The sequence below is a fragment of the Mycobacterium sp. genome, assembly GCF_049683355.1.
GTDB lineage: Bacteria > Actinomycetota > Actinomycetes > Mycobacteriales > Mycobacteriaceae > Mycobacterium.
In genome coordinates this window covers 1-24981 of record NZ_JBAUJB010000073.1, presented here as the reverse complement: position 1 = coordinate 24981, position 24981 = coordinate 1, and the positions used below count along the sequence as shown (strand labels likewise).

The following is a 24981-nucleotide window of genomic DNA, read 5'->3' as shown; positions in this document are numbered from 1 at the left end:
TCGGGCGCGGTCAGCGCGACTCAGCGGTTGCGAGCGGTTTCGCGACGGTTGGCCTTCTTGATCGCGGAGACCAGCTCGTCCTTGTTCATCGTCGTGCGACGCGGGATGTCGAGCTTGCGGGCGACCTCGGTGAGGTGCTTCTTGGTGGCATTTGCGTTGACTCCCTCGGCGGTCTTGCCCTTGGGATTAGGGCCGCCGCTACGGGCGCGCTCGTCCGACGGTCCTTTCTTGTCCTTCTTCTCCCAGTGGTCGCCCACCTTCTCGAACTTGCGCTTCAACGTGCTGTAGGCGACGCGGTGGGCGCGCTCGCGGTCGCCGTACTCCTTGGCCGCTGCATCGTGCGCCTTGGCGAACGTGCGCTGAGCCTTCTTACCGGACTTGCGTAGCGTGCTGGGCAGTTCCTTCTTCTTCGGCTTGCCGCTCTTCTTGGTCATGGGCATGGCGCCGCTCCTTCCGAATCCATTGGCCGCGAGAGTGCCGGACTGTTTCGGCGTATGGCCCAGTTGCCAGGCTCGCTCAGATGATCGCGACCACCTTGGTCAGCAGTACCCGCTGTCCGCGCGGCCAAACGGGCGGGCAAGGGCCGTGGGCGTCGCGAGAAACGACAAGAAACCCGCCTGAGCGGGGTACTTGTCTCGAGTTGCAGTGCAGAAGCATCAAGTGCTGAAGTGCGCCGTCAGGGTTTCGAACCCCGGACCCGCTGATTAAGAGTCAGCTGCTCTACCAACTGAGCTAACGGCGCGCGTGAGAGACAATAACAGGCTGGCGGCAGACGGAGAAATCACAACGTCCCCGTGGGGGCCGGAGCTTCCTCACGATCGTGCTCCTTGTCGGATCTGGCCGTAGACTGTTCGCTGTCGGTTGAACAGTCCTGTATGTGAGGTGGAACGAAGTATGTGGCAGGTGAGCACGGTGACCCGTCTGCGACGGAATCGGACCCGGTTGGTGGCCGCCGCGATCGTTCCCGCGATTGCGTTTGCCTTGACAGCGTGCGGCGGGAGTTCCCAACCGCCGCAGCCTGAGGTGATCACCGACAAGGGCACCCCCTTCGGCGACCTGCTGGTCCCGAAGCTGACGTCCTCGGTGGAGGACGGCGCCGTCGGAGTGAGCGTCGACTCGCCGGTCGCGGTCAGTGCGGAATTCGGCGTTCTGGGTGCTGTGTCCATGGTCAACGAAGACGGCGAGGCCGTCGACGGTCAGCTGTCCAAGGACGGGCTCAAGTGGGAGACCGCCGAGCCGCTCGGATACAACAACCGCTACACGTTGACCGCGCAGTCGCTCGGCCTGGGTGGTGCCACCAGCCGGCAGATGACGTTCGAGACACACTCGCCCGAGAACCTCACCATGCCCTACGTGCTCCCCAACGAGGGAGAGGTCGTCGGCGTCGGTCAGCCAGTGGCCATCCGCTTCGACGAGAACATCCCGAACCGGGTCGCCGCGGAGCGCGCGATCACCGTCAAGACCACCCCGCCCGTCGATGGCGCCTTCTACTGGCTGAGCAACCGCGAAGTCCGTTGGCGCCCAGCGGAATACTGGAAGCCGGGCACCAGCGTGGACGTCGCCGTGAACACCTACGGCGTGGACCTGGGAGACGGTCTGTTCGGTCAGGACAACGTGTCCACCCGCTTCACCGTCGGGGATGCGGTCATCACGACCGTCGACGACAGCACGAAGACGCTGACAGTCCGCCGCAACGGCGAGGTCATCAAGAGCATGCCGGTGTCGATGGGTAAGAACAGCACCCCCACCAACAACGGCGTCTACATCGTCGGCGACCGCCGCGCGGAGATGGTGATGGACTCGTCGACCTACGGTGTGCCGGTCAACTCGCCCAACGGCTACCGCACCGAGGTCGACTGGGCCACCCAGATCTCCTACAGCGGCATCTACATTCACGCCGCCCCGTGGTCGGTGGGCAGCCAGGGATACAGCAATGTCAGCCACGGCTGCATCAACGTGAGTACCAGCAACGGCCAGTGGTTCTACAACAACTCCAAGCGCGGTGACGTGGTCGAGATCATCAACACCGTGGGATCGACCCTGCCCGGTACCGACGGCTTGGGCGACTGGAACGTCCCCTGGGAGCAGTGGGAAGCCGGCAACGCCAACATCTGACAGCAGTAGCGACGGCGGACCCGTCACCGGGACGGGTGCGCCCAACTGTCCTCGCTTCACGCGATGTGACGGCGTCGGCGGTGGAACGACTGCTGCTTCCGGCGCCGACGCAGAAGCGCCGCCTACCGGAGTAGACGGCGCCTCTGAGAGCGGGTGGCTGACGGGACTCGAACCCGCGACAGCCAGGATCACAACCTGGTGCTCTACCAACTGAACTACAGCCACCATTGCCGCGCACGCGGCGTCGTCGATACTAGCCGGTGGAACCCTCCGTAGCCGAATTGGTAGCGCTGTCGTCGCGCGTCGGTGGGCCGAGTTCGGCCGCTATCGCCGCGATATCGCTGGTCGACGGGCCAGGCGGGGTCACGAACGCCGTCTGCCGGTAGTAACGCAACTCACGGATGGATTCGTGGATGTCGGCCAGCGCGCGGTGCGCGAGGCCCTTCTCCGGCTGACCGAAGTAGATCCGTGGATACCACCGGCGGCACAGCTCCTTGATCGAGCTGACGTCGATCATCCGGTAGTGAAGGTAGTCGTCGAGCTTGGGCATGTCCCTGGCGATGAACCCGCGGTCCGTGGCGATCGAATTGCCGGCCAACGGCGCCGTCTTGGCCTGCGAGATGTGGGTTCGGATGTAGTCCAGCACCATCGACTCCGCGGTGGCCACGTCGGTGGTCGACGCGCGCACCTCCTCGATCAGACCGGACTTCGTGTGCATCTGTGCCACCACGTCGACCATCGACGACAGAGCATTGTCTCCGGCGTGGATCACCACGTCGAGGCCGTCGCCGAGGATGTTGAGTTCAGAATCGGTCACAAGGACCGCGATCTCGACGAGTAGGTCGGACTTGAGGTCCAGGCCGGTCATTTCGCAGTCGATCCACACCAGTTCGTCTCGCACAGCGCTCAACAGTAAGCCCCACGACTTCGGGCGGCTTGCCACACCCACCTACTGGCGGCTGCCCAGTAGGGTTCCCCGCATGGCCACGGAGTCTGCAGCGTCCCCCGCACGGCAGATCGCCGCAGGTTACAGCTCTGAAGGTACCGCTCGGGAACTGGGCGCGGTGCTTGTCGACGGGGTCTGTGACCCGGCAGCGCACGTGCGAATCCCGCTGGCGACGGTCAACCGGCACGGACTGGTCGCCGGCGCCACCGGCACCGGGAAGACGAAGACGCTGCAGGTGCTGGCCGAGCAGCTATCCGGAGCGGGCGTGCCGGTGCTGATGGCCGACGTGAAGGGTGATCTGTCCGGGCTGTCGCGACCGGGGCAAGCCGACGACAAGATCACCCAGCGTTCCCTCGATACCGGCGACACCTGGACGCCCACCGCGTACCCGGTGGAGTTCCTGTCACTGGGCACGGCCTGGGATCGGAGTGCGCGTCCGCGCGACCGTCACCAGCTTCGGGCCGATTCTGTTGTCGAAGGTGTTGGGGCTCAATCAGACTCAGGAATCCACACTGGGCCTGATCTTTCACTGGGCGGATCAGCAGGGTTTGCCGCTGCTCGACCTGAAGGATCTGCGGTCGGTGATCCACTACCTGACCAGCGACGAGGGCAAGCCCCAGCTCAAGGCGCTGGGTGCGGTCTCGACCACCACCGCGGGGGTCATCCTGCGCGCCTTGGTCAACCTCGAGGCCGAAGGTGCCGACACGTTCTTCGGCGAACCCGAACTCGAGCCCGCCGACCTGATGCGGGTCGACGCCACGGGGCGGGGGATCATCACCCTGCTCGAACTCGGTACCCAGGCCGCCCGGCCGGTGATGTTCTCCACGTTCCTGATGTGGGTGCTCGCCGATCTGTTCACCACGCTGCCCGAGGTGGGTGACCTCGACAAGCCGAAGCTGGTGTTCTTCTTCGACGAGGCCCATCTGCTGTTCACCGACGCTTCCAAAGCTTTTTTGCAGCAGGTGGAGCAGACGGTCAAACTGATCCGCTCCAAGGGCGTCGGCGTCTTCTTCTGCACCCAGCTACCGAACGACGTGCCCAACGCCGTGCTGAGCCAGCTCGGCGCCCGCATCCAGCATGCGCTGCGCGCGTGCACCCCGGACGACCAGAAGGCCCTGTCGAAAACGGTGCGAACCTATCCGAAGACCGACGTGTACGACCTGGAGTCTGCGCTGACTTCACTCGGTATCGGTGAGGCCATTGTCACAGTGCTCTCCGAAAAGGGAGCACCGACGCCGGTCGCCTGGACCCGGATGCGCGCGCCGCGCTCGCTGATGGACACCATCGGCCCGGACGCGATCGCCGGGGCTGCGGGCGCAAGCCCACTGCAGGCCGAGTACGGACGATCCGTCGATCGAGATTCGGCCTACGAGCGGTTGGCCGCCAAGCTGGCGCCGCCGCCAGTCGAGGTACCGCCGCAAGTCGAGGTGCCGCCGCCAGTCGAGGTGCCGCCGATGCCGGCGCCGGGTCTGCCGCCGGAACCGGGCTTTCTGGAGCAGGTGATGGACAGCCCGGCGTTCAAGAGCGCGATGCGCTCCGCAGGAACGGTGATCGGGCGTGAGATCACCCGCAGCATCTTCGGTACCGGCCGCCGACGCCGCCGCCGGTAAATCCCGCTGCCCCTGCGCCGGAACTGCATTCCAGCAGGCTTCGACTCGCAAATCCGCTGCTGGAATACAGTTCCGGCGCAACAGGGTTCAGTCGCCGCCGAGTTTCTTGTAGACCGCGCCGACGATGGGCGCGACGACCGAACGCGGGGCGTAACCGCTGGCCGCCGACATCGCCTTGGACGTGACACCCGGAACCACCCGCATCTTGTTGCGTTCCAGGCCGTCCAGCGACACCTTGGCGGTGTACTCGGTGGAGATCCACAGGAAGTCCGGGATCAGTCGCTCCACCAGCGACTGCTCGTCGGGGTCGGGCAGGTCGGTACGCACCGGTCCGGGGGCCAGCACTGTGACGTGCACGCCCGCCGACTTCAGTTCTCCGCGTAGAGATTCGCTGAAAGTGTTCACGAAGGCTTTGGTCGCGGCATAGGTCGCGTTGTTCGGAATAGGGGAGTTGCCCGCGGCTGAACCGGAGATCAGGATGCCGCCTCCCTTGCGCGCCACCATGCCGGGCAGCACCGCAAGCACCAGATCGTGAACGCCGAGGACGTTGAGCTGCACCTGTTTCCGTTCCTCGGCCGGGTCCAGGTCGGCCACGGCTCCGAACGTCGCGGTGCCTGCGTTTGCACACAGGATCGAGATGTTGCGACCGGCGAGTTCTTCGCACAACGCGTCGCGTCCGGCCGGGTCGGCGAGGTCGACGGCGCGCACCTCGACCGTGACCCCGTACTGCTCGCGTAGCCGACTCGCCAGCGCGGAGAGCACGTCCTCCCGCCTGGCGGTGATGATCAGGTGATGGCCACGGGCGGCGAGCTCGACGGCCAGCGCCTCGCCGATGTTCTGCGACGCACCGGTGACGACAGCACGGGCGTCGGTGCTGGGAGCGGGTACTGCCATGCGCCGGACTATATCGTGGGCGTTCATGAGCGAGCTGCCGCCTCCGGTCCGGACGTCGGCTATCGCCACGGCACGATCGCGCGTGTTGGCGTGGGCGCTGTGGGACTTCGGTGCCACCGCCATCAACGCGATCGCCGTGACATTCGTGTTCTCGGTCTACCTGACCGGAACCGTCGGTGACGACCTGCCCGGGGACACCAGCCCGGCCAGCTGGCTCGGCCGGGCGCTCGGGTTTTCCGGCCTCGTCGTGGCTTTGTTGGCACCTGTCACGGGCGTATGGGTGGACGCCCCAGCGCGCCGACGGCGGGTCCTCGCCGCGCTGACCGGAATGGTCGTCCTGCTGACCGCGACGATGAGCCTCATCCGTGACGATCACCGCTACCTGTGGCCGGGTCTGATCCTGCTGGCGTGCACCGCGGCGTGCAGTGAACTCGCCACGGTGCCGTACAACGCGATGCTGCGGGAGCTCACCACCCCGGGGAACTCCGGCCGGATATCCGGGCTGGGTCTCGGGCTCGGCTATTTCGGCAGCGTGCTGGCGCTGCTGGTGGTGTATCTCGGGTTCATCTCCGGAAGCGGTGACACCCGGGGGCTGCTGAGCCTGCCCGTCGACGACGGCCAGAACGTCCGGGCGGCGATGTTGCTGACCGCAGCGTGGTTCGCCCTGTTCGCCCTGCCGCTGCTGATCTCGGTGCCGCCGGCGGCCGCGGTTCAGGGAAGCGCGCCCGTCGGCGTCCGCGGCGCCTACCGCAGGCTGGCGGCCGAGATCCGGCGGGAGTGGCGTCGGGACCACAACTTCGTCTACTTCCTGGGCGCCAGCGCGATATTCCGCGACGGACTGGCCGGCATCTTCGCGTTCGGCGCGATACTCGGGGTCAACGTGTACGGGGTTTCAGCCGCCGATGTGCTGCTCTTCGGTATCGCGGCGTCCGTGGTGGCCGCGATCGGGGCGGTGCTCGGCGGTCACGCCGACGACTGGTTCGGCGCCAAACGGGTGATCGTGCTGTCTCTTGCGACGATGATCGTCGTCGCGCTGACCCTGATGGCGCTGTCCGGAGCACTGGCCTTCTGGGTGTGCGGACTGCTGCTGTGCCTGTTCATCGGTCCGATTCTGTCGGCATCCCGGACCCTGTTGCTACGGATGTCCGCAGAAGGCAGCGAGGGCGTCGCCTTCGGGCTCTACACGACCACCGGCCGCGCGGTGTCTTTCCTTGCGCCGTGGCTGTTCTCTGTTTTCATCGACGTCTTCGGCACCGACCGGGCAGGAATGGGCGGGCTGTGCGTGGTGCTCGCACTCGGTCTGGCAGCGATGCTGGCGGTTCGCGCGCCGCACGTGCGTATTCGCGATTAGCTGGTGGCGCAGATGGTCAGACCGGCGCCGGTGCGTTCTTCCACCGCGACACCGTTGACCGAGATCGAGCAGCTCACCTCGCGGCCGACGTTGATGATGCTGATGCTGGCCGAGCCCTCGGCGGGCTGGGGCAGCGACACCTCCTTGCTCCACGGCAGCATCACGTTGAATTCGGTCTGAAGCAGGCCGCCGGTGTCGACGTAGGTGATGTTGATGGCCCGACCGTCACCGCCGACGGTGTAGACGACGCTGTCCGTCGCGCCGGGGACGGTGGTGTCGGTGGACGGGGTCCGCGACGGCAGGCTCGGCAGCGGAAGTATCGGCGTCGAGGGGGCCCGCGTCGTCGTGGACGGACTCCGCGGCGTCGTGGTGGGGGTGGAGAAACTCGGTTCGGGCAGCGACGGCAGCGGCGCCACCACGGTCTCCTGCCGGGAGCTGTTGACGATCACCAGTGCGATGACCAGGCCGACCACCATGACGACCGCGACTCCGGCGACGATCCACAGCCAGCGTGGCGACTTCGGGCCTTGAGGTGGTGGCGGCTCATCTCCGGGTCCGGGCGGATAGGGCGGCCCGTACCGCCCGGTAGCTGACGGGTCGTAGCCGTAGGGCGAATACGCAGGTAGGTGCTCGGTCGGGTGCGGCGGCGGCGCCGAGTAGGGCGGCCCGTACGGCGTCTGGCTCGCATAGGCCGGATCGGTGTACCCGGGGTAGCCGTAACCGAACTGCTGGGTCGGCTCCTCACGTCCGCTGAACCCCGATCGCTCCTCACGTCCGCTGAAGCCTGATTGCTCCTCACGTCCGCGGTCGCTCATGCCCACCTCATGGCTGCAGGGTACCTGTGCAACCGCTCAAGGCGCCGTTCACCGGCCCGCACCCCGCCAGGCTCGCAGACCATGCAGAATCAGGAGCCGTGGTACAGCAGGTTCGCAGGCTCTACGGGGCGTCGATGTCGCCGGACGCCACCGCGTTCGCCCACCTCATCGACGCCGGCGGGTATCCGCGCGCGGTACAGCGCTTCCTGCGCGGTTGGCGGGCGAGCTCGTCGCGCTACGTCGAACTGCCCGTCGAGGGACCCGTCACGCGGGTGATGCATTCGGCCGACGGATACTGGTTGGCCTGCCAGGTAGCTCCCGAGGGCGGCACCCGCAGCCAGATCTGGGTCGTGACAACCGATCCCGACGACCGTGATGCCCGCCGGATCGACCATTGGCCGACAGAGGTCGAGGGCACCGCCGAACTGATCGGCTGGGACGGCACGCTCGTCGCGGCCATCCTGACCGGTGAAGACGGTGTGGGCAGCTCGTGTCTGATCGATCCGTCAGAGGGAACGACCACCGTGCTCGACCGCCGCTCCGGCGGCCGGCTGGTCGACGCTTGGGCGGGTGCGTCGTTGGTGCGTGTCGGCCCGCGCGGCTACCGCGACCTGATCATGTTGCGGGGACTCACCGAAATCGCGCTGCTGCCCTACGATCCGGGTTCGACCACAGACACCGGCATCATTCTCGACGACCACAGCCCGCGCAGGCTGCGCTCGGGCCCGGAGGGCGAGATCCTCGAGCTCTACCACCCGGCGAAGGCGTACGGCCTCAACAGCACCGACGGCTACGTGCGTGCGCTGGTGCGAAGCGAGAACGGTACCGAGCACGCCCGGCTGCTCGAGGTGACGACGACCGCGGACGGCGTCGCGTACCAGGTGCTGGCCGAGCGGCCGGGCTACGTCCTGGACGAGTTCACCGTCAGCGACGACCTCTCGACGGTGGCGATTCTGTGGAACAACCACGGCGCCAGCGAGTTGCAGATCCTCGAGTATGCCGACCGCACGCTGCACGATCCGATCCCGTTGCCCGGCATGGTCGCCAGCGAACTGAGCATCAGTGCGGGTGGATCGATGCTGGCCATGACGGTGGAGGGTCCGTCCAAGCCCCCGACCGTGGAGCTGGTCGACCCGCGGACTCGCGAATGGGAGCTCGTCGACCGTGAGCCCAGCAGTGGTCCGCTGTCCGCCGACCCGACCCTGGAGACCGTCACCGCACGCGACGGACTGCAGTTCACCGGCTGGCTGTTCCAGCCGCCGGTCGGTGTGGAGACGATCGGCGCCATGCTGTTCCTGCACGGCGGCCCGGAGGGGCAGGGCCGGCCCGGCTACAACGAGTTCTTCCCCGCGCTGCTGGAAGCGGGCATCTGTGTGTTCCTTCCGAACGTGCGCGGTTCGGGAGGATTCGGGCGGACGTTCATGCACGCCGACGACCGAGAGCGGCGCTTCGCCGCCATCGACGACGTCGCCGATGCGGTGCGGTTCCTCGTCGACAGCGGCCATGCCCCGCCGGGTCGGGTCGCCTGTTGCGGGTGGTCCTACGGGGGTTACCTGACGCAGGCGGCGCTGGCATTCCACCCCGGTGAGTTCGCCGCGGGCATCAGCATCTGCGGTATGAGCGATCTGAACACCTGGTACCGCAGCACCGAACAGTGGATCGCCGCAGCGGCCTACCCAAAGTACGGTCATCCGATCAGCGATCGCGAACTGTTGGAACGACTCTCGCCGCTCCCACGAGCCGAAGCCATCACCGCGCCACTTCTGTTGGTACACGGCCTCAATGACACCAACGTGCCGCCCAGTGAGTCTGAGCAGATGTGCCAGGCGCTGCGCGCGCTCGGTCGCCGGACGGAGCTGCTCCTCTTCGAAGACGACGGTCACGAGATCGACAAACGTGAGAACCGTGCGGTGCTGCTGAAGGCCATGACCGGTTGGCTGACCGACGCATTCGCCAACTGACCTATCGATAGAGGTTTACGAAATTGTCTGCAGGGTAAGTCTTTTTTGCGCGCCAGAGGGGTGCGTATACGGAGGAGGCATGGCATGCGAGGAGTACTCGGGGTCATAGTGCTCATCTGGCTGTTGATCGGGGTTTTCGCCGCCTATCAGCGGGACTATTTCACCGGTGGCGAAGCCAATTGCGCCACAGCGGGAACCATCGCGCTGACCGTGGTCGCAGGGCCGCTGAACTACGCGGGTGTAAATCCAGAAGTCACGGAGTGCAATATTCCCCAACCCAGTCAGTAGTCAATTGGCTGGTCACCTGACAGAAAGGGAGCGGTCATGATCGTCTTGGGTGCGATCCTGCTCATCCTGGGTCTTTTGTTCAATATGGCAATCCTCACCTACATCGGTGTCGTACTTCTGGTGATCGGTGCCGTCTTCTGGATCCTCGGATCCGTCGGGCGGCCGGTCGGCGGCAGGAAAGCCTGGTATTAGCTCAACAAGCTCAATCGGACAATAGTTCGGCCGAGGTCAGTGCGGCGACCGTCATCGTTTTCAGGACGGTCCTCGTGCTCACCTCGGCCGTTTTAGTGATACCCGGCTTCACGCTGTGCGATGTGGAATTCAGCAGCCCGAACGTCGCGTGAGCCGCCAGCCGCGCGTCGGCCTCGGTCAACCCGGGTCGGCGCCGACGCAAGACATCCACCCAGACCTCGACGTACTGCCGTTGTTTGCGCCGGACCTGTCGCTTCGCCGCGGGCGGCAGGTTGCCGAGATCGCGGTCCTGGATTCGGATCAGGTCGGACTCACCGAGCGCGAACTCCAGGTGGAAGTCGACCAACCCCTCGAGCGCGGAATCGGGGTCACCAGAGCGGCCCACCACGTCGGTCGCACCGGCCAGTAATCGAGTGCTCACCCCCACCAACAGCTCCACCAGCAGCGCCTCCTTGTTCGGGAAGTGCCGGTAGATCGCAGGCCCACTGACACCCGCCGCCGCGCCGATGTCCTCGAGGCGCACGGCGAGGTAGCCGTGTTCGGCCATCAGCCGCTCTGCGGCGGCGAGCAGTTGACCGCGGCGGTCGGATTTGGCCTTGCTGCGCCGTGAGGCGACCGGGGGGAGCGGCGGCGGACGGTGCGTGCTCATGACACCGCCTCCTACCGATGGTGGACACCGAGAGTTAATGATGACTAACATACCATCAGTTAGTCCCGATTAACTCAAGCAAGGCGGAATCAGCGATGGCAGGGCGGGCATCACATCGTGGCGATCATGTGGCGCTGGTCGAGCAGCTTCGAACCAAGCTGGCGCGGGCTGCTCTCGGCGGCCCGGAGCGGTCCCGGGAACGACACGTCAGCAGGGGCAAGTTGCTGCCGCGGGACCGCGTCGACGGCCTACTTGACCCGGGCAGCCCCTTCCTGGAGTTGGCCGCACTCGCGGCAGACGGCATGTACGACGACGAGTGCCCGGGAGCGGGGATGATCGCCGGGATCGGCCGCGTGTCGGGCCGCGAGTGCATGATCGTCGCCAACGACGCGACAGTGAAGGGTGGCACTTACTACCCGATCACCGTCAAGAAACACCTTCGGGCACAGGAGATCGCGACCCAGAATCATCTGCCGTGCCTCTATCTCGTCGACTCCGGCGGCGCATTCCTGCCCCGCCAGGACGAGGTATTCCCCGACCGTGAACACTTCGGGCGCATCTTCTACAACCAGGCGACCATGAGCGCCAACGGAATCGCGCAGATCGCCGCGGTGCTCGGCTCCTGTACCGCCGGCGGCGCCTATGTCCCGGCAATGAGCGACGAGGCCGTCATCGTCCGCAACCAGGGCACCATCTTCCTGGGTGGGCCGCCGCTGGTGAAAGCGGCCACCGGCGAGGTCGTCACCGCCGAGGAACTCGGTGGGGGGGATCTGCACACGAAGGTCTCCGGGGTGACCGATCACCTCGCCCACGACGATCGCGACGCGCTGCGCATCGTGCGCCGCATCGTGGGTACCCTGGCGCCGCCGACGGAACCGCCTTGGAAAGTGGTGCCGACAGTCGATCCGGTCGCCGACCAAGCCGAGCTCTACGACGTCGTCCCCGTCGACTCGCGGGTGCCCTACGACGTGCACGAGGTCATCAACCGCATCGTCGACGGCGGCGAGTTCGCAGAATTCAAGGCAGAGTACGGCGCCACCCTGGTGACCGGGTTCGCGCGCATCCACGGTCATCCGGTCGGAATCGTCGCCAACAACGGTGTGTTGTTCGGCGAGTCTGCGGTCAAGGGCGCGCATTTCATCGAATTGTGCGACAAGCGCGTCACCCCACTGCTGTTCCTGCAGAACATCTCCGGGTTCATGGTGGGACGCGACTACGAGGCCGGTGGCATCGCCAAGCACGGTGCCAAGATGGTCACGGCCGTGGCCTGCGCGCGGGTTCCCAAGCTGACCGTGGTGATCGGTGGCTCCTACGGCGCGGGGAATTACTCGATGTGCGGCCGCGCGTATTCGCCACGCTTCCTGTGGATGTGGCCCAACGCTCGGATCTCGGTGATGGGCGGTGAGCAGGCAGCATCGGTGCTGGCCACGGTCCGCGGCGAGATGACTGCGGAAGAGGAAGAAGCGTTCAAGGCGCCGATCCGCGCACAGTACGAAGACCAGGGCAATCCCTACTACTCGACCGCACGCCTGTGGGATGACGGGGTCATCGACCCTGCTGACACCAGAACCGTTGTCGGGCTGGCACTTTCGGTGGTCGGGCAAGCGCCGCTCGAACCGGTTTCCTACGGCGTATTTCGGATGTGACCAAGACATGACACAGGTTTTCGACACCGTACTGGTCGCCAACCGTGGCGAGATCGCGGTCCGGGTGATCCGCACGTTGCGGTCCATGGGGATCCGTTCGGTGGCGGTGTACAGCGACGCCGACGCCGACGCCCGCCACGTCGCGGCGGCCGACATCGCCGTGCGCCTCGGCCCTGCGCCGGCCCGGCAGAGCTATCTGTCGATCGATGCACTGCTGTCGGCGATCGATCGCACCGGCGCACAAGCTGTCCACCCGGGATACGGATTTCTCTCGGAGAACGCGCAATTCGCCGATGCGCTGAACTCGGCGGGGGTGGTGTTCATCGGACCTCCGGTCGCCGCGATCCAGACGATGGGTGACAAGATCTCGGCCAAGGCAGCGGTGTCGGCTTTCGGGGTTCCCGTCGTGCCGGGGATCTCCCGGCCCGGCCTGACCGACGACGACCTGATCGGTGGCGCCGCCGAGGTCGGCTTCCCCGTGCTGGTGAAGCCGTCGGCGGGGGGTGGCGGCAAGGGCATGCGGGTGGTGCACGACCCCGAGAAACTCGGCGCTGCCCTCCTTTCGGCACGGCGTGAGGCCGCGTCGGCGTTCGGCGACGACGCGCTGTTCCTCGAACGATTCGTGCTCAACCCGCGCCATATCGAGGTGCAGGTGCTCGCCGACACCCACGGCGACGTCGTGCATCTCGGCGAACGTGAGTGCAGCCTGCAGCGAAGGCATCAGAAGGTGATCGAGGAAGCGCCGTCACCGCTGCTCGACGCCACCACCCGCGCCCGCATCGGTGCCGCCGCGTGTGACACCGCCCGCAGCGTCGACTACACCGGCGCCGGAACCGTGGAGTTCATCGTCTCCGCCGACCGGCCTGACGAGTTCTTCTTCATGGAGATGAACACCCGCCTGCAGGTGGAACATCCGGTCACCGAGATGGTGACGGGGCTGGACCTGGTCGAGCTGCAGGTGCGGATCGCTGCGGGGGAGAAGCTGCCGATCGTCCAGGACGACGTCCGGATGACCGGCCACGCGATCGAAGCGCGGGTGTACGCCGAGGATCCCGCCCGCGGATTTCTGCCTACCGGGGGTGACGTCGTCGGCGTGCGCGAGCCGTCCGGACCCGGGATCCGGGTGGACTCCGGGTTGGCCCGTGGCACCGTGGTCGGCAGCGACTACGACCCGATGCTGGCGAAGGTGATCGCTCACGGCGCCGACCGGGCCACCGCACTGCGTGAGCTCGACGCGGCGTTGGCCGACACCGCGGTGCTCGGTCTCACCACCAACGTCGAATTCCTGCGGTTTCTGCTTGGCGATCCCGACGTGACCGCCGGACGGCTGGATACCGGGTTGCTGGATCGCCGCACCTCGGATTTCGCCCCGCAGGGCCCTGGAGACGATGAGTTGATCGCCGCGGCGGCCTACCGCTGGCTGCAGTCGTGGCCGGTTTCTCCGGCAAGCCCGTGGGACGTCCCTTCGGGCTGGCGCATCGCAGGCCGCGCGCCCACGACCATCCGGCTGCGGGCCGGGGAGCGGACCGACCACGTCTGGCTGACCGGTACACCGGAGAACGCCACGGCCACCGTCGAAGGTGGTCGAACCCGAACCCTGCGGGCATCTCTCGACGATGACCGGCTGGCGGTGACGGTCGACGGGTTGCGCTCGCAATACCTGGTGGCTGCCGTAGGCGCACAGGTGTGGCTGGCCGGATCGGGTCGGGTCGTGTTGGTCGAGGAGATCCTGGAACCGCCCGTGCGTCCCGACGACGCGCACCGTGGCGACGCCGAGCTGACCAGTCCGATGCCCGGCACGGTCGTCGCAGTCGGTATCCAGGACGGTACGACGGTGACGACCGGCGCGGTGGTGGTCACCGTGGAGGCGATGAAGATGGAGCACGCACTGGCCGCGCCGGTCGACGGTGTGGTGGAACTGCTCGTCAGCGTGGGCGAACAGGTGAAAGTGGGCCAGGTGCTGGCCCGGATAACGGCAACTGAGGAGCCGCAGCAGTGACGACCCACAATCAGGCGACCGACTTCCTGGCGACCGGCACGCTGCCCGACCACTACGAACAGCTGGTCAGGACCGTGCGCGACTTCGCGCAGAGCGTGGTGGCGCCGGTCTCGGCCAAACACGACGAAGAGCACTCGTTCCCGTACGAGGTGGTGGCCGGGATGGCCGACATGGGGCTGTTCGGGCTGCCGTTCCCCGAGGAGTACGGCGGCATGGGCGGTGACTACTTCGCGCTGTGTCTGGCGCTGGAAGAGCTCGGCAAGGTCGACCAGAGTGTGGCGATCACGCTGGAAGCCGGGGTGTCGCTGGGCGCCATGCCGGTCTACCGGTTCGGCAGTGAGGAGCAGAAGCGGGAGTGGCTGCCGCTGCTGGCGAGCGGAAAGGCGCTCGGGGCGTTCGGGTTGACCGAGGCGGGCGGCGGCAGCGACGCCGGCGCGACCAAGACGACCGCGAAAACGGATGGCTCAACCTGGGTGATCAATGGCAGCAAGCAGTTCATCACCAACTCGGGCACCGACATCACAAAACTGGTGACGGTCACCGCCGTCACCGGTGAGAACGACGGAAAAAAGGAGATCTCGTCGCTCCTGGTGCCGGTGCCGACCGAGGGTTTCACCGCGGAGCCGGCCTACAACAAGGTGGGCTGGAACGCCTCGGACACCCATCCTTTGAGTTTTGACGACGTGCGGGTGCCGCAGGAGAACCTTCTCGGCGAGCGGGGGCGCGGATATGCGAACTTCCTGCGCATCCTCGACGAGGGCCGCATTGCGATCGCGGCGCTGTCGGTCGGTGCGGCACAGGGGTGCGTGGATGAGAGCGTCAAGTATGCCAAGGAGCGGCAGGCATTCGGCCGCGCCATCGGAACCAACCAGGCCATCGCGTTCAAGATCGCCCGGATGGAGGCCAGGGCGCACGTCGCCCGCGCCACCTACTACGACGCAGCCGCGCTGATGCTCGCGGGCAAGCCGTTCAAGAAGCAGGCCGCGATCGCCAAGATGGTGGCCAGCGAAGCCGCCATGGACAACGCCCGGGACGCCACCCAGATCTTCGGCGGCTACGGCTTCATGAACGAGTACCCGGCGGCCCGGCACTACCGGGACAGCAAGATCCTCGAAATCGGCGAAGGCACCACGGAGGTGCAGCTGATGCTGATCGGACGAGAGTTGGGCTTGTGAGCGGGGCGAACGATCGGGCAGAAGTGAGCGGGGCGAACGATCGGGCAGAAGTGATGGGGGAAGATGCGCCGAAGAAGACGGTCGTCCAGCGTGGTCTGTGGTTCGAGGAGTTCGAGACCGGTGTGCTCTACCAGCACCGTCCGGGGCGGACCATCACCGAGGCCGACAACGTCCTGTTCACCACGCTGACCATGAACACGCAGGCGCTGCATCTGGATGCGGCGTTCTCCGATGCGCTGCCGCCTTTCAACCAGCGGCTGGTCAACTCGATGTTCACGCTGTCCACATTGGTGGGGTTGTCGGTCGCCCAGCTCACCCAGGGCACCATCGTCGGCAACCTGGGATTCGGTGAGGTTGCCTTTCCCAAACCGTTGTTCCACGGCGACACGCTCTACGCCGAGACCGAGGTCGTCGACAAACGCGAGTCAAGGAGCCGTCCGGGCGAGGGCATCGTCACCTTCGCCCACACCGGACGCAACCAGCACGGTGACGTGGTCGCGACAGCGTCGCGGAAGACCATGGTGCGCAAGCGCTCCGAAAGCGAGGCGTGATGGCGCTGGCAGAGAACGGACCGGGCTGGCTGTTCTGCCCGGCCGACCGTCCGGAGCGATTCGAGAAGGCAGCTGCGGCAGCCGATGTGGTGATCCTCGACCTCGAGGACGGTGTCGCGGCCAAAGACCGCAAAGCCGCCCGAAGGGCGCTGCTGGACACCCCGCTGGACCCGACCCGCACGGTGGTGCGTGTCAACCCCGTCGCCACGCCAGACCACGCGCTCGACGTCGAGGCCGTCAAAGCCACCGACTACACCACGGTGATGCTGGCAAAGACCGAAACCGCCGAGCAGGTCGCCTCGTTGGCGCCGCTCGCCGTGGTCGTGCTGGTGGAAACGCCGCGGGGAGCCTTGGCCGTCACCGAGACCGCCCGGGTCGACAACGCGTTCGCCGTCATGTGGGGCGCCGAAGACCTGTTCGCGGCCACCGGTGGAACCTCGAACCGCTGGCCCGACGGCAGCTATCGCGATGTCGCCAAGCACGTACGGTCACAGAGCCTGCTCGCCGCCAAGGCCTTCGGCCGGCTGGCGCTCGACTCGGTCTATCTCGACATCAAAGACCTGGACGGGCTGGGCGCCGAGACCGACGACGCCGTCGCGGTCGGATTCGATGCCAAGGTAGCGATTCATCCCACGCAGGTGGCGGTGATCCGCGCCGGATACGCACCCACTGCTGCTCAGATCGATTGGGCGCGAGCTGTTCTCGCGAGGGCCGCCACCGAGCGCGGGGTGTTCCAGTTCGACGGTCAGATGGTCGACATGCCGGTGTTGCGCCGCGCCGAGCGCATCGTGGCGCTGGCGCCGTAGCTTACTTGCGCTTGGCGGCAGCCAATCTGGCGGCGAACTCCGGTGACTCGATCGACGCTGCCTGAGGACCGATCTCGACGTCCACGGCGAGGCGGTGCTGGTCGAGGTCCACGGTGCCGGGGTTCGCGGTGGCCCGCATGGAGGCTTTCGTCGCCATGACCACCTCGCGGGGCGCAGCCGCCGGCCCGGCCGCAAGAGTCCGGGCGGCGGCCACCGCGTCGTCAGCCACCTCCAGCGCCAGGCCGTGGCGGACGGCGGCCTGTGCGTCGAAGCGCATCCCGAACAGCAGGGCTGCCCGGGCCGCCTGGGGACCGATGGCACGCTGCAGCATCCACGTCGCGCCGCCCCCTGGGTGGATGCCGAGTTTCTGGAACCGCGGATCGAACACCGCCGCCGGGCCGGCGATGCGCACGTCGGCTGCCAGGGCGAGATTCAAACCCGCTCCTACCGCGGGGCCGTTGACCGCGGCGATGGTGGGCAGCGTGCACTGCGCAACGGCGAGGAAGCCGTCGTAGATCACGCGCAGTCCGTCCTCGGTCGCTTCGCCCAGTGCGGTGAGGTCGGCGCCGGCACAGAACGCCTTGCCGGCGCCGGTGACGACGACCGCGTGCACACCGGTGTCGGCCTCCGCCGCTTCGACGGCTGCGCGAAGTGCCGCCGAACTCTCCGCCGTCACGGCGTTGCGGCGGTCGGGATCATTGACGGTGATGACTGCGACGCGATCCTCGACCTGCGTCAGTACCAGAGCGGACACTCGCTCAGGGTAGTGGCGGGGCCGGGCGGCCCCACATAGGGCTACAGCTTGCGCAGCAGGGCAGCGGCGCGGACCTCGTCGTCGACGGACAGTGCGATCTGCACATCGTCGCCGTGGCGGGACCATCCGACGGTGATGTCCTCGCCGTACTTGATCGGCCTGCGGTATTCGATGACCGTGCGGTAGGGCGGTGTGCAGACGTCGGGGACCAGGGCGATCACTTCGTGGATGGCATGCCAGTAGGCGGTGTTGGTGACGTGATCGAAGATGTCGATGTCCGTGCGGCGCAGCGGGAACGCCATGGACTGGTCCGGATTGCCCGGGTTCTCCAGCCATGGGCGCCACTTCAGCCGGTGCACGTCGGTGGTGGACGCGAATCGTTCGATCAACGTGTCCGAAACACGCTGGGGTGTCAGTGTCTTCGAGTTGATCGCGATCCAGAAACCCTCGGTCTCGATGCGACCGCCGTCGCTGCCGACGAGGTCGACGCGCATCGTGCACCACCGCGACGACAGTGCCGAGCACCATCGGCTGAATGAGATGTCGTTCGGAAACTCGATCGGTTCGATGACGTCGATGACGGTGCGTTGTACCAGCCAGTGCGGATGGTCCTCGGCTTCACCGGCGTCGACGAGGTTCTCCGCGCCGACTTCCTGGATGTAGCGGGCCACGCCGTCGAGGCGCAGGTGGAGGTTCCAGTCGAGGTCGCCGGTCGCCACCGGCCAAGAGGTGCGGTAGACGTATCCGGTCTCGGGCATGGCGCTGAGGCGATGATCGACGGCGTTGGTGGGCATCGCGGGTCAGCCTACGGTCCCTGGTCCGCTGCGGCGCTCACGGCGGTGGTGACCCCTTGAAAGAAGGTTCCGCTGCGCGCGAAGGTCGCGCCTCTCGATCGTGGCGAGCCCGGGCATGCGTGGCTACGTTGGAGAGCAATGATTGGTCACGGGCGACGACGCGCATGGTGGGTGGCGGCCGTGGTCGGTGCGCTGATCGCCGGATGTTCACCAAGTGACTCGGGTTCCCGCGAAGTGCAGAGCGCCGCGGTCAGCACCCAGGACGTCGCCACCGGACTCGGCGTGCCCTGGGGAGTCACGTTTCTTCCGGACGGAACCGCGTTGATCGCCGAACGTGACACCGGCGCTGTCAAACACCTGACTGCGCCCGGCCAACTGCGCGAGATCGGCAACGTCACCGGTGTGGTGCCGCGCGGTGAGGCCGGCCTACTCGGATTGGCGGTATCGCCGAACTTCGCCCAGGACCTTACGGTGTTCGCCTACTTCACCACCGACGCCGACAACCGGGTCGTGGCCACCCGCTTCGACGGAAGCGTGCTCACCGACCAGCGACCGGTCCTGACCGGAATCCCGGCGGCGAGGATCCACGACGGCGGACGCATCGTCTTCGGGCCGGACGGGATGCTTTACGTGACCACCGGTGACGCTGGGAATTCCGGATTGGCACAAGACAAGTCGTCACTGGGCGGCAAGATACTCCGCATCAACCCGGACGGCTCCGTCCCGGCGGACAACCCGGACCCGGGATCACCGGTCTGGTCCTACGGGCATCGCAATGTGCAGGGACTGACCTGGGACGCGGAGGGCCGCATGTGGGCCACCGAGTACGGCGCGAACACCTGGGACGAGGTCAACCTGATCGAACCCGATGGAAACTACGGCTGGCCCGAAGCGGAGGGACGGGCCGGCATCCCCGGGCTGATCGACCCGCGGGTCCAGTGGGGGACCGGAGAGGCGTCTCCGTCCGGTGTGGCCTACGCGGCGGGTTCGCTGTGGGTGGCGGCGCTGCGTGGTGAGCGGCTGTGGCAGATACCGATCGGCGCGGACGGAGCGCTCGGCGAGCCCGTCGGCCACTTCGTCGAGCAGTACGGGCGGCTGCGGACGGTTGTGGCGGCGCCCGACGGCACATTGTGGTTCACCACCAGCAATCGTGACGGGCGGGGTGACCCGCGGGAGGGCGACGATCGAATCGTCAGCGTCCGACCGGACGCGCTGACGGGCGGTTGACGACACGGGGACCACTCCCGTCAGCGCCCTACCTGGCGCCCCCGGCAGGAATCGAACCTGCGACCTAGGGATTAGAAGGCCCTTGCTCTATCCGACTGAGCTACGGAGGCAACGTCGAGGAGTCTATCGAATGTGCCAAATGCGATCGCGGGCGCGACGCCGACAAAGTCGCTCCGCGTCGCGAGATGGCCGACTAGCGTGGTGCGCATGAGCAACGCGCCGGAACTGGATGCGGCCGGACTCCCGGAGGAACTCGGCCCGCTCGACCAGATCCGGCATCGCGGGGAAGCCAATCCACGCACCCGGTCAGGCATCATCACGCTGGAACTGCTCGACACCACACCGGACTGGGACCTGTTCCGCCGCCGTTTCGAGATCGCCTCACGCAAGGCGCTGCGGCTGCGGCAGAAGGTCGTGACGCCGACGCTGGCGACCGCAGCCCCCCGCTGGGTCGTGGACCCCGACTTCAACCTCGACTTCCACGTCCGCCGGGTGCGGGTCCCGGAGCCGGGCACGCTGCGGCAGGTGATGGACATCGTCGAGGTCGCCGCGCAGTCCCCACTCGACATCTCACGGCCGTTGTGGACGGCCACCCTGATCGAGGGCGTGCAGAACGCCCAAGCCGCCTTGATGGTGCATCTGAGCCACGCGGTGACCGACGGTGTCGGCGGTGTCGAGATGTTCGCCAACCTCTACGACCTCGAGCGTGACCCGCCTGCGCAGGACACCCCGCCCCTTCCGATCCCGTCCGACCTGTCACCCAACGACCTGATGCGACAAGGGGTCAACCGACTGCCGGGCACCATCGTCGGCGGGGTGCGCGACGTCCTGTTCGGTGCCGCGCTCACGGTGGGCCATGTGGTGCGCGATCCGGTGCGCCGACTGGGCAGCGTCATCGATTACGCGATGTCCGGCGCCAGGGTGATGGGCCCGGTTGCCGATCCGTCACCGCTGCTGCGTCGCCGCAGCCTGTCCTCACGCAGCGAGGCCATCGACATCGAGTTCGGGGACCTGCATCGCGCAGCGAAAGCGGCCGGTGGCTCGATCAACGACGCCTATCTGGCCGGGTTGTGCGGCGCACTGCGCCTCTACCACCAGGCCATGGGGGTTCCCGTCGACACTCTGCCGTTGGCTGTCCCGGTGAACCTGCGTTCCGATGCAGATCCGGCGGGTGGCAACCGGTTCGCCGGGGTCAACCTCGCGGCGCCGATCGGCTTGTCCGACCCCGCGGTGCGCATCAAGAACATCCGCTCGCAGATGACCAGCAAGCGCGACGAGCGTGCCCTCGACATGGTCGGAGCGATCGCACCTGTCGTGAGCCTGCTGCCGGACACCGTGCTGGAATCGATGGCCGGATGCATCGTGAACTCCGACGTGCAGGCCAGCAACGTACCGGTCTATGCCGGTGACACCTTCATCGCCGGTGCGAAGGTGCTGCGGCAGTACGGACTTGGGCCGTTGCCCGGGGTGGCGATGATGGTGGTGCTGATCTCACGGTCCGGTTACTGCACCGTCACCCTGCGCTACGACAAGGCATCGATCACCGACCCGAAACTGCTGGCCGACTGTCTCTCGCCGGTTTCGATGAAGTGCTCGCGCTCGGCGGTGACGGTCGAGCGACACCGGTGACGTTCGAGCAACAGTCCAGTCCCTACTTACGTAACGGAAGTGCCGCACAATGACATCGGGAGTATCGGGCACATCAGCTGACGGTCAGCTGCGTCTACCGGGTTCGGTCGCCGAGATCCATGCCAGTCCGCCCGGCCCCGAGGTCGGCGCGTTCTTCGACCTCGACGGCACGCTCGTAGCCGGGTTCACCGGCGTCGTGATGACGCAGGATCGGCTGCGGCGCCGCCAGATGTCGGTCGGTGAGTTCGTCGGGATGGTGCAGGCCGGTCTCAATCACCAGCTGGGCCGTTCGGAGTTCGAGGACCTCATCGGCAAGGGCGCACGCATGTTGCGCGGCAACTCGGTCGACGAGATCGACGAACTGGCCGAGCGGCTGTTCATGCAGAAGATCGTCAGCCGGATCTATCCGGAGATGCGGGAGCTGGTACGGGCGCACATGAACCGCGGCCACACCGTGGTGCTCAGCTCGTCGGCGCTGACGGTGCAGGTCGAGCCGGTGGCGCGGTTCCTCGGCATCGACAACGTGTTGAGCAACAAGTTCGAGACCGACGACGACGGCCTGATCACCGGCGAGGTCAAGCGGCCGATCATCTGGGGTCCCGGCAAGGCCAGGGCGGTGCAGGAGTTCGCTGCGGCGAACGGGGTGGATCTGTCGAAGAGCTACTTCTACGCCGACGGCGACGAGGACGTGGCGTTGATGTACCTCGTCGGCAACCCCCGTCCGACCAACCCGGCGGGCAAGATGGCCGCCGTCGCCGCCAAACGGGGGTGGCCGGTGCTGCGGTTCAGCAGCCGCAGCGGCACCAGCCCGCTTTCCCAGTTGCGCACCGCCGCCGGGATCGCGTCGATGATGCCGATCGCCGCCGGAGCGGTCGGCGTCGGGCTGCTGACCCGCAACCGGCGCACCGGCGTGAACTTCTTCACCTCGATGTTCGGGCGCACGCTGCTCAACACCATCGGCATCAACCTGCAGGTGCTCGGCAGAGAGAACCTGACCGCGCAACGGCCCGCGGTGTTCATCTTCAACCACCGCAACCAGGCGGACCCGCTGATCGCGGGACGGCTGGTCAGCGACAACTTCACCTCGGTCGGCAAGAAGGAACTCGAGAACGATCCCATCGTCGGCACCATGGGCAAGATCATGGATGCGGCGTTCATCGACCGCGACGACCCGGCGAAGGCGGTCGAAGGTCTCAAGAAGGTCGAGGACCTCGCGCGCAAGGGACTGTCCATACTGATCGCGCCCGAAGGCACCCGGCTGGACACCACAGAGGTCGGCGAGTTCAAGAAGGGTGCATTCCGGATTGCGATGTCTGTGGGCATCCCGATCGTGCCGATCGTGATCCGCAACGCGGAGGTGATCGCCGCGCGCGATTCCAGCACCTTCAACCCCGGCACCGTCGATGTTGTTGTCTACCCGCCGATTCCGGTCGACGACTGGACCCACGAGAACCTGACGGAGCGCATCGCCGAGGTGCGTGAGCTCTACATGGACACGCTTCGGAACTGGCCCCACGACGAGGTGCCCGTCCCCGACCTCTACAAGCCCAAGAAGGCGCCGGCGAAGAAGACGGCAGCCAAGAAGGCGCCGGCGAAGAATACGGCAGCCAAGAAGACGCCGGCCAAAAAGGCTCCCGCCAAGGGAGCTGTCAAGCGCACCGGCAAGGGACGGCCATGAAGCCGCACATCGAAGACATGGCGGCCTTCACCGCCACCGACGACGCTCTGGTCCTCGCGTCGGTGTCGTCACCGGCCGAGGAGGAGCTTCTCAACGACTGGCTGCAACACCAGCGCCGGGAGCATCCCGAATCGAAGATCGCGGTGCTCAAGCTGCCGGCCGACGACGATCCGCCGCCGGGGGTGCTCGCCGGTCTCGTCGAGTTGCTCGAGGCCGACGGTGACCGTTCCGTCGTGCCGGTGCGCGTGTTCTGGGTCCCGGGCGGGCTGCCGACGCGATCCAAGGTGGTGGCGCTGTTGTCGGGGCGCGACACCTACTGCCCGCCGCAGCTGTTCCAGCGCCGAATCCTGAAGCGGGATCCGGCGCGTGCCCGGGTGGTCGCGGGCGAACCCGCGAAGGTGTCGGAGCTGCATCAGCAGTGGCGCGAGACCACTGTTGCCGAGAACCCAAGGGAATTCGCCAGATTCGTCATCCGCCGGGCGATCCTCGCGATCGAACGGGTCGAGCTGCGACTGCTCGGTCCCGAGTACAAGTCGCCCCGGCTGGTCAAACCAGAGATGTTGGCGTCGGCGCGGTTCCGCGAGGGCCTGGAGAAGATTCCCGACGCGACCGTCGAGAAGGCGGGCGAGATGCTCGACGAACTCGGCACCGGTTGGAGCCGGTTCTCCGTCGACCTGATCCCGTCGCTGGGGCGCGCCATATTCAGCAGAGGATTCGACCCGAACATCGATTATGACCGTCTCGAGGTCGAATCGATGCGCCACGCCCTCGAATCCCACCCGGCAGTGCTGCTCTTCTCGCACCGGTCCTATCTCGACGGGGCGATCGTCCCCGTCGCGATGCAGGAGAACCGGCTGCCACCGGTACACACCTTCGCCGGAATCAACCTGTCGTTCGGCGCGATGGGTCCGCTGATGCGGCGGTCGGGCGTCATCTTCATCCGGCGCAAGCTCGACGACCCGCTGTACAAGTATGTGCTGCGTCAGTTCGTCGGCTACATCGTGGAGAAGCGGTTCAACCTCAGCTGGTCGATCGAGGGGACCCGGTCGCGCACCGGAAAGATGTTGCCCCCCAAGCTCGGCCTGCTGGCCTACGTCGCAGACGCCTATCTGGACGGCCGCAGTGACGACATCCTGCTGCAACCGGTGTCCATCAGCTTCGACCAACTCCACGAAACCGCCGAGTACGCGGCCTACGCGCGGGGCGGGGAGAAGACCCCAGAGGGTTTGTCGTGGCTGTACAACTTCATCAAGGCGCAGGGCGAGCGCAACTACGGCAAGATCTATGTGCGGTTCCCAGAAGCCGTCTCGATGCGCGAATACCTCGGCGAGCCCCATGGCCCGATGACGACTGACGAGGACGCCAAACGCCTTGCGCTGCAGAAGATGGCGTTCCAGGTCGCGTTCCGGATCCTCCAGGTAACGCCCGTCAACGCCACCGCTCTGGTGTCGGCGTTGCTGCTGAGCACCCGCGGTATCGCGCTGACGCTGGACCAGTTGCACCACACCCTGCAGGACTCGCTGGACTACCTCGAGCGCAAACAGACGCCGATGACCAACAGCGCGCTGCGGCTGCGAACCCCCGACGGTGTGCGCGCGGCGGTAGACGCACTTTCCAACGGACACCCGGTGACCCGGATCGACGGTGGCCGAGAACCGGTGTGGCACATCGCCTCGCAGGACGAGCACGAGGCCGCGTTCTACCGCAACTCGCTGATCGACGCGTTCCTGGAGACGTCGTTGGTCGAACTGTCACTCGCCCACGCCGCCCGCGCGCATTCCGACCGCCTGGAAGCGTTCTGGTCGCAGGTGATGAGGCTGCGCGATCTGCTGAAGTTCGACTTCTACTTCGCCGACTCCGCGGGTTTCCGGGAACACGTCATCCAGGAGATGTCGTGGCAT

Annotated in this window: 19 protein-coding genes, 3 tRNA genes and 4 pseudogenes; 16 read left to right on the top strand and 10 right to left on the bottom strand. The window is 66.6% G+C overall.

The annotated features are described in order from the left end of the window. Window positions 1-20: 20 nt before the first annotated feature. Window positions 21-440: a ChaB family protein gene (locus WA944_RS04430; protein ID WP_526372402.1), complete on the bottom strand. Its 420-nt coding sequence runs from the start codon at window positions 438-440 to the stop codon at window positions 21-23. Window positions 441-669: 229 nt separating this feature from the next. Further along, window positions 670-742: transfer RNA gene (locus tag WA944_RS04425), tRNA-Lys, on the bottom strand. A gap of 152 nt (window positions 743-894) precedes the next feature. On the opposite strand from WA944_RS04425, the gene WA944_RS04420 reads away from it, so the two are divergent. Further along, a complete protein-coding gene (locus WA944_RS04420; protein WP_526372403.1) occupies window positions 895-2115 on the top strand; it encodes an Ig-like domain-containing protein in 1221 nt (406 codons plus the stop codon). A 152-nt stretch (window positions 2116-2267) separates the two neighbouring features. Here WA944_RS04420 and WA944_RS04415 read toward each other — a convergent pair. Then, window positions 2268-2340, bottom strand: a tRNA-His gene (locus WA944_RS04415). A 28-nt stretch (window positions 2341-2368) separates the two neighbouring features. Then, on the bottom strand, window positions 2369-3016 hold the full coding sequence (gene orn / locus WA944_RS04410) for an oligoribonuclease (RefSeq protein WP_526372404.1): 648 nt from the start codon (window positions 3014-3016) through the stop codon (window positions 2369-2371). A 79-nt stretch (window positions 3017-3095) separates the two neighbouring features. On the opposite strand from orn, the pseudogene WA944_RS04405 reads away from it, so the two are divergent. Continuing rightward, window positions 3096-4671, top strand: a pseudogene (locus WA944_RS04405) (helicase HerA-like domain-containing protein). Between the two features lie 87 nt (window positions 4672-4758). Here the strand turns inward: WA944_RS04405 and cmrA are convergent. Then, the gene (gene cmrA / locus WA944_RS04400; protein ID WP_526372405.1) at window positions 4759-5565 is read right to left on the bottom strand and encodes a mycolate reductase; all 807 of its coding nucleotides are present in this window, start codon (window positions 5563-5565) and stop codon (window positions 4759-4761) included. A 25-nt stretch (window positions 5566-5590) separates the two neighbouring features. Here cmrA and WA944_RS04395 point away from each other — a divergent pair, with 25 nt between their 5' ends. Then, the gene (locus WA944_RS04395) at window positions 5591-6916 is read left to right on the top strand and encodes an MFS transporter (RefSeq protein WP_526372406.1); all 1326 of its coding nucleotides are present in this window, start codon (window positions 5591-5593) and stop codon (window positions 6914-6916) included. On the opposite strand, the gene WA944_RS04390 is transcribed toward WA944_RS04395, so the two are convergent. Continuing rightward, window positions 6913-7731 carry an MmpS family transport accessory protein gene (locus tag WA944_RS04390; RefSeq protein WP_526609477.1) on the bottom strand — a complete coding sequence of 273 codons (819 nt, stop codon included), beginning with the start codon at window positions 7729-7731 and terminating at the stop codon, window positions 6913-6915. The genes WA944_RS04395 and WA944_RS04390 overlap by 4 nt on opposite strands. 134 nt (window positions 7732-7865) lie before the next feature. Between WA944_RS04390 and WA944_RS04385 the strand changes: the two genes are divergently transcribed. The 3 genes from WA944_RS04385 to WA944_RS04375 all read left to right on the top strand — a co-directional run bounded on the left by WA944_RS04385 (window position 7866) and on the right by WA944_RS04375 (window position 10172). After that, window positions 7866-9692 (top strand): alpha/beta hydrolase family protein, encoded by a 1827-nt coding sequence (locus WA944_RS04385; RefSeq protein ID WP_526609488.1) that lies wholly within the window; start codon window positions 7866-7868, stop codon window positions 9690-9692. A gap of 84 nt (window positions 9693-9776) precedes the next feature. Then, on the top strand, window positions 9777-9980 hold the full coding sequence (locus WA944_RS04380; RefSeq protein WP_526372723.1) for a hypothetical protein: 204 nt from the start codon (window positions 9777-9779) through the stop codon (window positions 9978-9980). A 36-nt stretch (window positions 9981-10016) separates the two neighbouring features. After that, the gene (locus WA944_RS04375) at window positions 10017-10172 is read left to right on the top strand and encodes a DUF6131 family protein (RefSeq protein ID WP_159233730.1); all 156 of its coding nucleotides are present in this window, start codon (window positions 10017-10019) and stop codon (window positions 10170-10172) included. A 10-nt stretch (window positions 10173-10182) separates the two neighbouring features. On the opposite strand, the gene WA944_RS04370 is transcribed toward WA944_RS04375, so the two are convergent. Continuing rightward, window positions 10183-10821: an SACE_7040 family transcriptional regulator gene (locus WA944_RS04370; RefSeq protein ID WP_526372722.1), complete on the bottom strand. Its 639-nt coding sequence runs from the start codon at window positions 10819-10821 to the stop codon at window positions 10183-10185. Window positions 10822-10916: 95 nt separating this feature from the next. On the opposite strand from WA944_RS04370, the gene WA944_RS04365 reads away from it, so the two are divergent. The 5 genes from WA944_RS04365 to WA944_RS04345 are packed head-to-tail and all read left to right on the top strand — an operon-like array spanning window position 10917 to window position 16998. Then, window positions 10917-12467, top strand: coding sequence for a carboxyl transferase domain-containing protein (locus tag WA944_RS04365; protein ID WP_526372721.1), 1551 nt, complete (start codon window positions 10917-10919; stop codon window positions 12465-12467). 7 nt (window positions 12468-12474) lie between these two features. Further along, window positions 12475-14466, top strand: coding sequence for an acetyl/propionyl/methylcrotonyl-CoA carboxylase subunit alpha (locus WA944_RS04360; RefSeq protein ID WP_526372720.1), 1992 nt, complete (start codon window positions 12475-12477; stop codon window positions 14464-14466). Window positions 14467-14492: 26 nt separating this feature from the next. Continuing rightward, window positions 14493-15641: an acyl-CoA dehydrogenase family protein gene (locus tag WA944_RS04355; RefSeq protein WP_526372726.1), complete on the top strand. Its 1149-nt coding sequence runs from the start codon at window positions 14493-14495 to the stop codon at window positions 15639-15641. Between the two features lie 53 nt (window positions 15642-15694). Further along, window positions 15695-16192: a MaoC family dehydratase gene (locus tag WA944_RS04350; RefSeq protein ID WP_526372725.1), complete on the top strand. Its 498-nt coding sequence runs from the start codon at window positions 15695-15697 to the stop codon at window positions 16190-16192. Further along, window positions 16192-16998, top strand: a complete 807-nt coding sequence (locus WA944_RS04345) for an HpcH/HpaI aldolase/citrate lyase family protein (protein WP_526372719.1) — start codon at window positions 16192-16194, stop codon at window positions 16996-16998. Before WA944_RS04350 ends, WA944_RS04345 begins: the two co-directional genes overlap by 1 nt. Window position 16999: 1 nt before the next feature. Here WA944_RS04345 and WA944_RS04340 read toward each other — a convergent pair whose 3' ends face one another. Both WA944_RS04340 and WA944_RS04335 read right to left on the bottom strand, forming a co-directional pair. Beyond that, entirely contained in the window at window positions 17000-17752 is a 753-nt protein-coding gene (locus tag WA944_RS04340; RefSeq protein WP_526372718.1) for an enoyl-CoA hydratase, read from the bottom strand. Between the two features lie 41 nt (window positions 17753-17793). Continuing rightward, window positions 17794-18546, bottom strand: a complete 753-nt coding sequence (locus WA944_RS04335; protein ID WP_526372717.1) for an acyl-[acyl-carrier-protein] thioesterase — start codon at window positions 18544-18546, stop codon at window positions 17794-17796. Between the two features lie 138 nt (window positions 18547-18684). On the opposite strand from WA944_RS04335, the gene WA944_RS04330 reads away from it, so the two are divergent. Then, complete coding sequence (locus WA944_RS04330) at window positions 18685-19773, top strand: PQQ-dependent sugar dehydrogenase (RefSeq protein ID WP_526609483.1); 1089 nt, start codon at window positions 18685-18687, stop codon at window positions 19771-19773. Between the two features lie 33 nt (window positions 19774-19806). Here WA944_RS04330 and WA944_RS04325 read toward each other — a convergent pair. Then, window positions 19807-19883, bottom strand: a tRNA-Arg gene (locus WA944_RS04325). A gap of 97 nt (window positions 19884-19980) precedes the next feature. Between WA944_RS04325 and WA944_RS04320 the strand changes: the two are divergent. The 4 genes and pseudogenes from WA944_RS04320 to WA944_RS04305 all read left to right on the top strand — a co-directional run. Continuing rightward, window positions 19981-21455: pseudogene (locus WA944_RS04320) on the top strand (wax ester/triacylglycerol synthase family O-acyltransferase). Next, a pseudogene (locus tag WA944_RS04315) lies at window positions 21452-22687 on the top strand (HAD-IB family hydrolase/lysophospholipid acyltransferase family protein); the annotation flags it as partial. The pseudogenes WA944_RS04320 and WA944_RS04315, both read left to right, overlap by 4 nt. 204 nt (window positions 22688-22891) lie before the next feature. Next, window positions 22892-23050 (top strand): annotated as a pseudogene (locus WA944_RS04310) (hypothetical protein); the annotation flags it as partial. Between the two features lie 26 nt (window positions 23051-23076). Beyond that, window positions 23077-24981, top strand: a 1905-nt coding sequence (locus WA944_RS04305; RefSeq protein ID WP_526646430.1) for a glycerol-3-phosphate 1-O-acyltransferase, incomplete at its 3' end; no start/stop codon positions are given.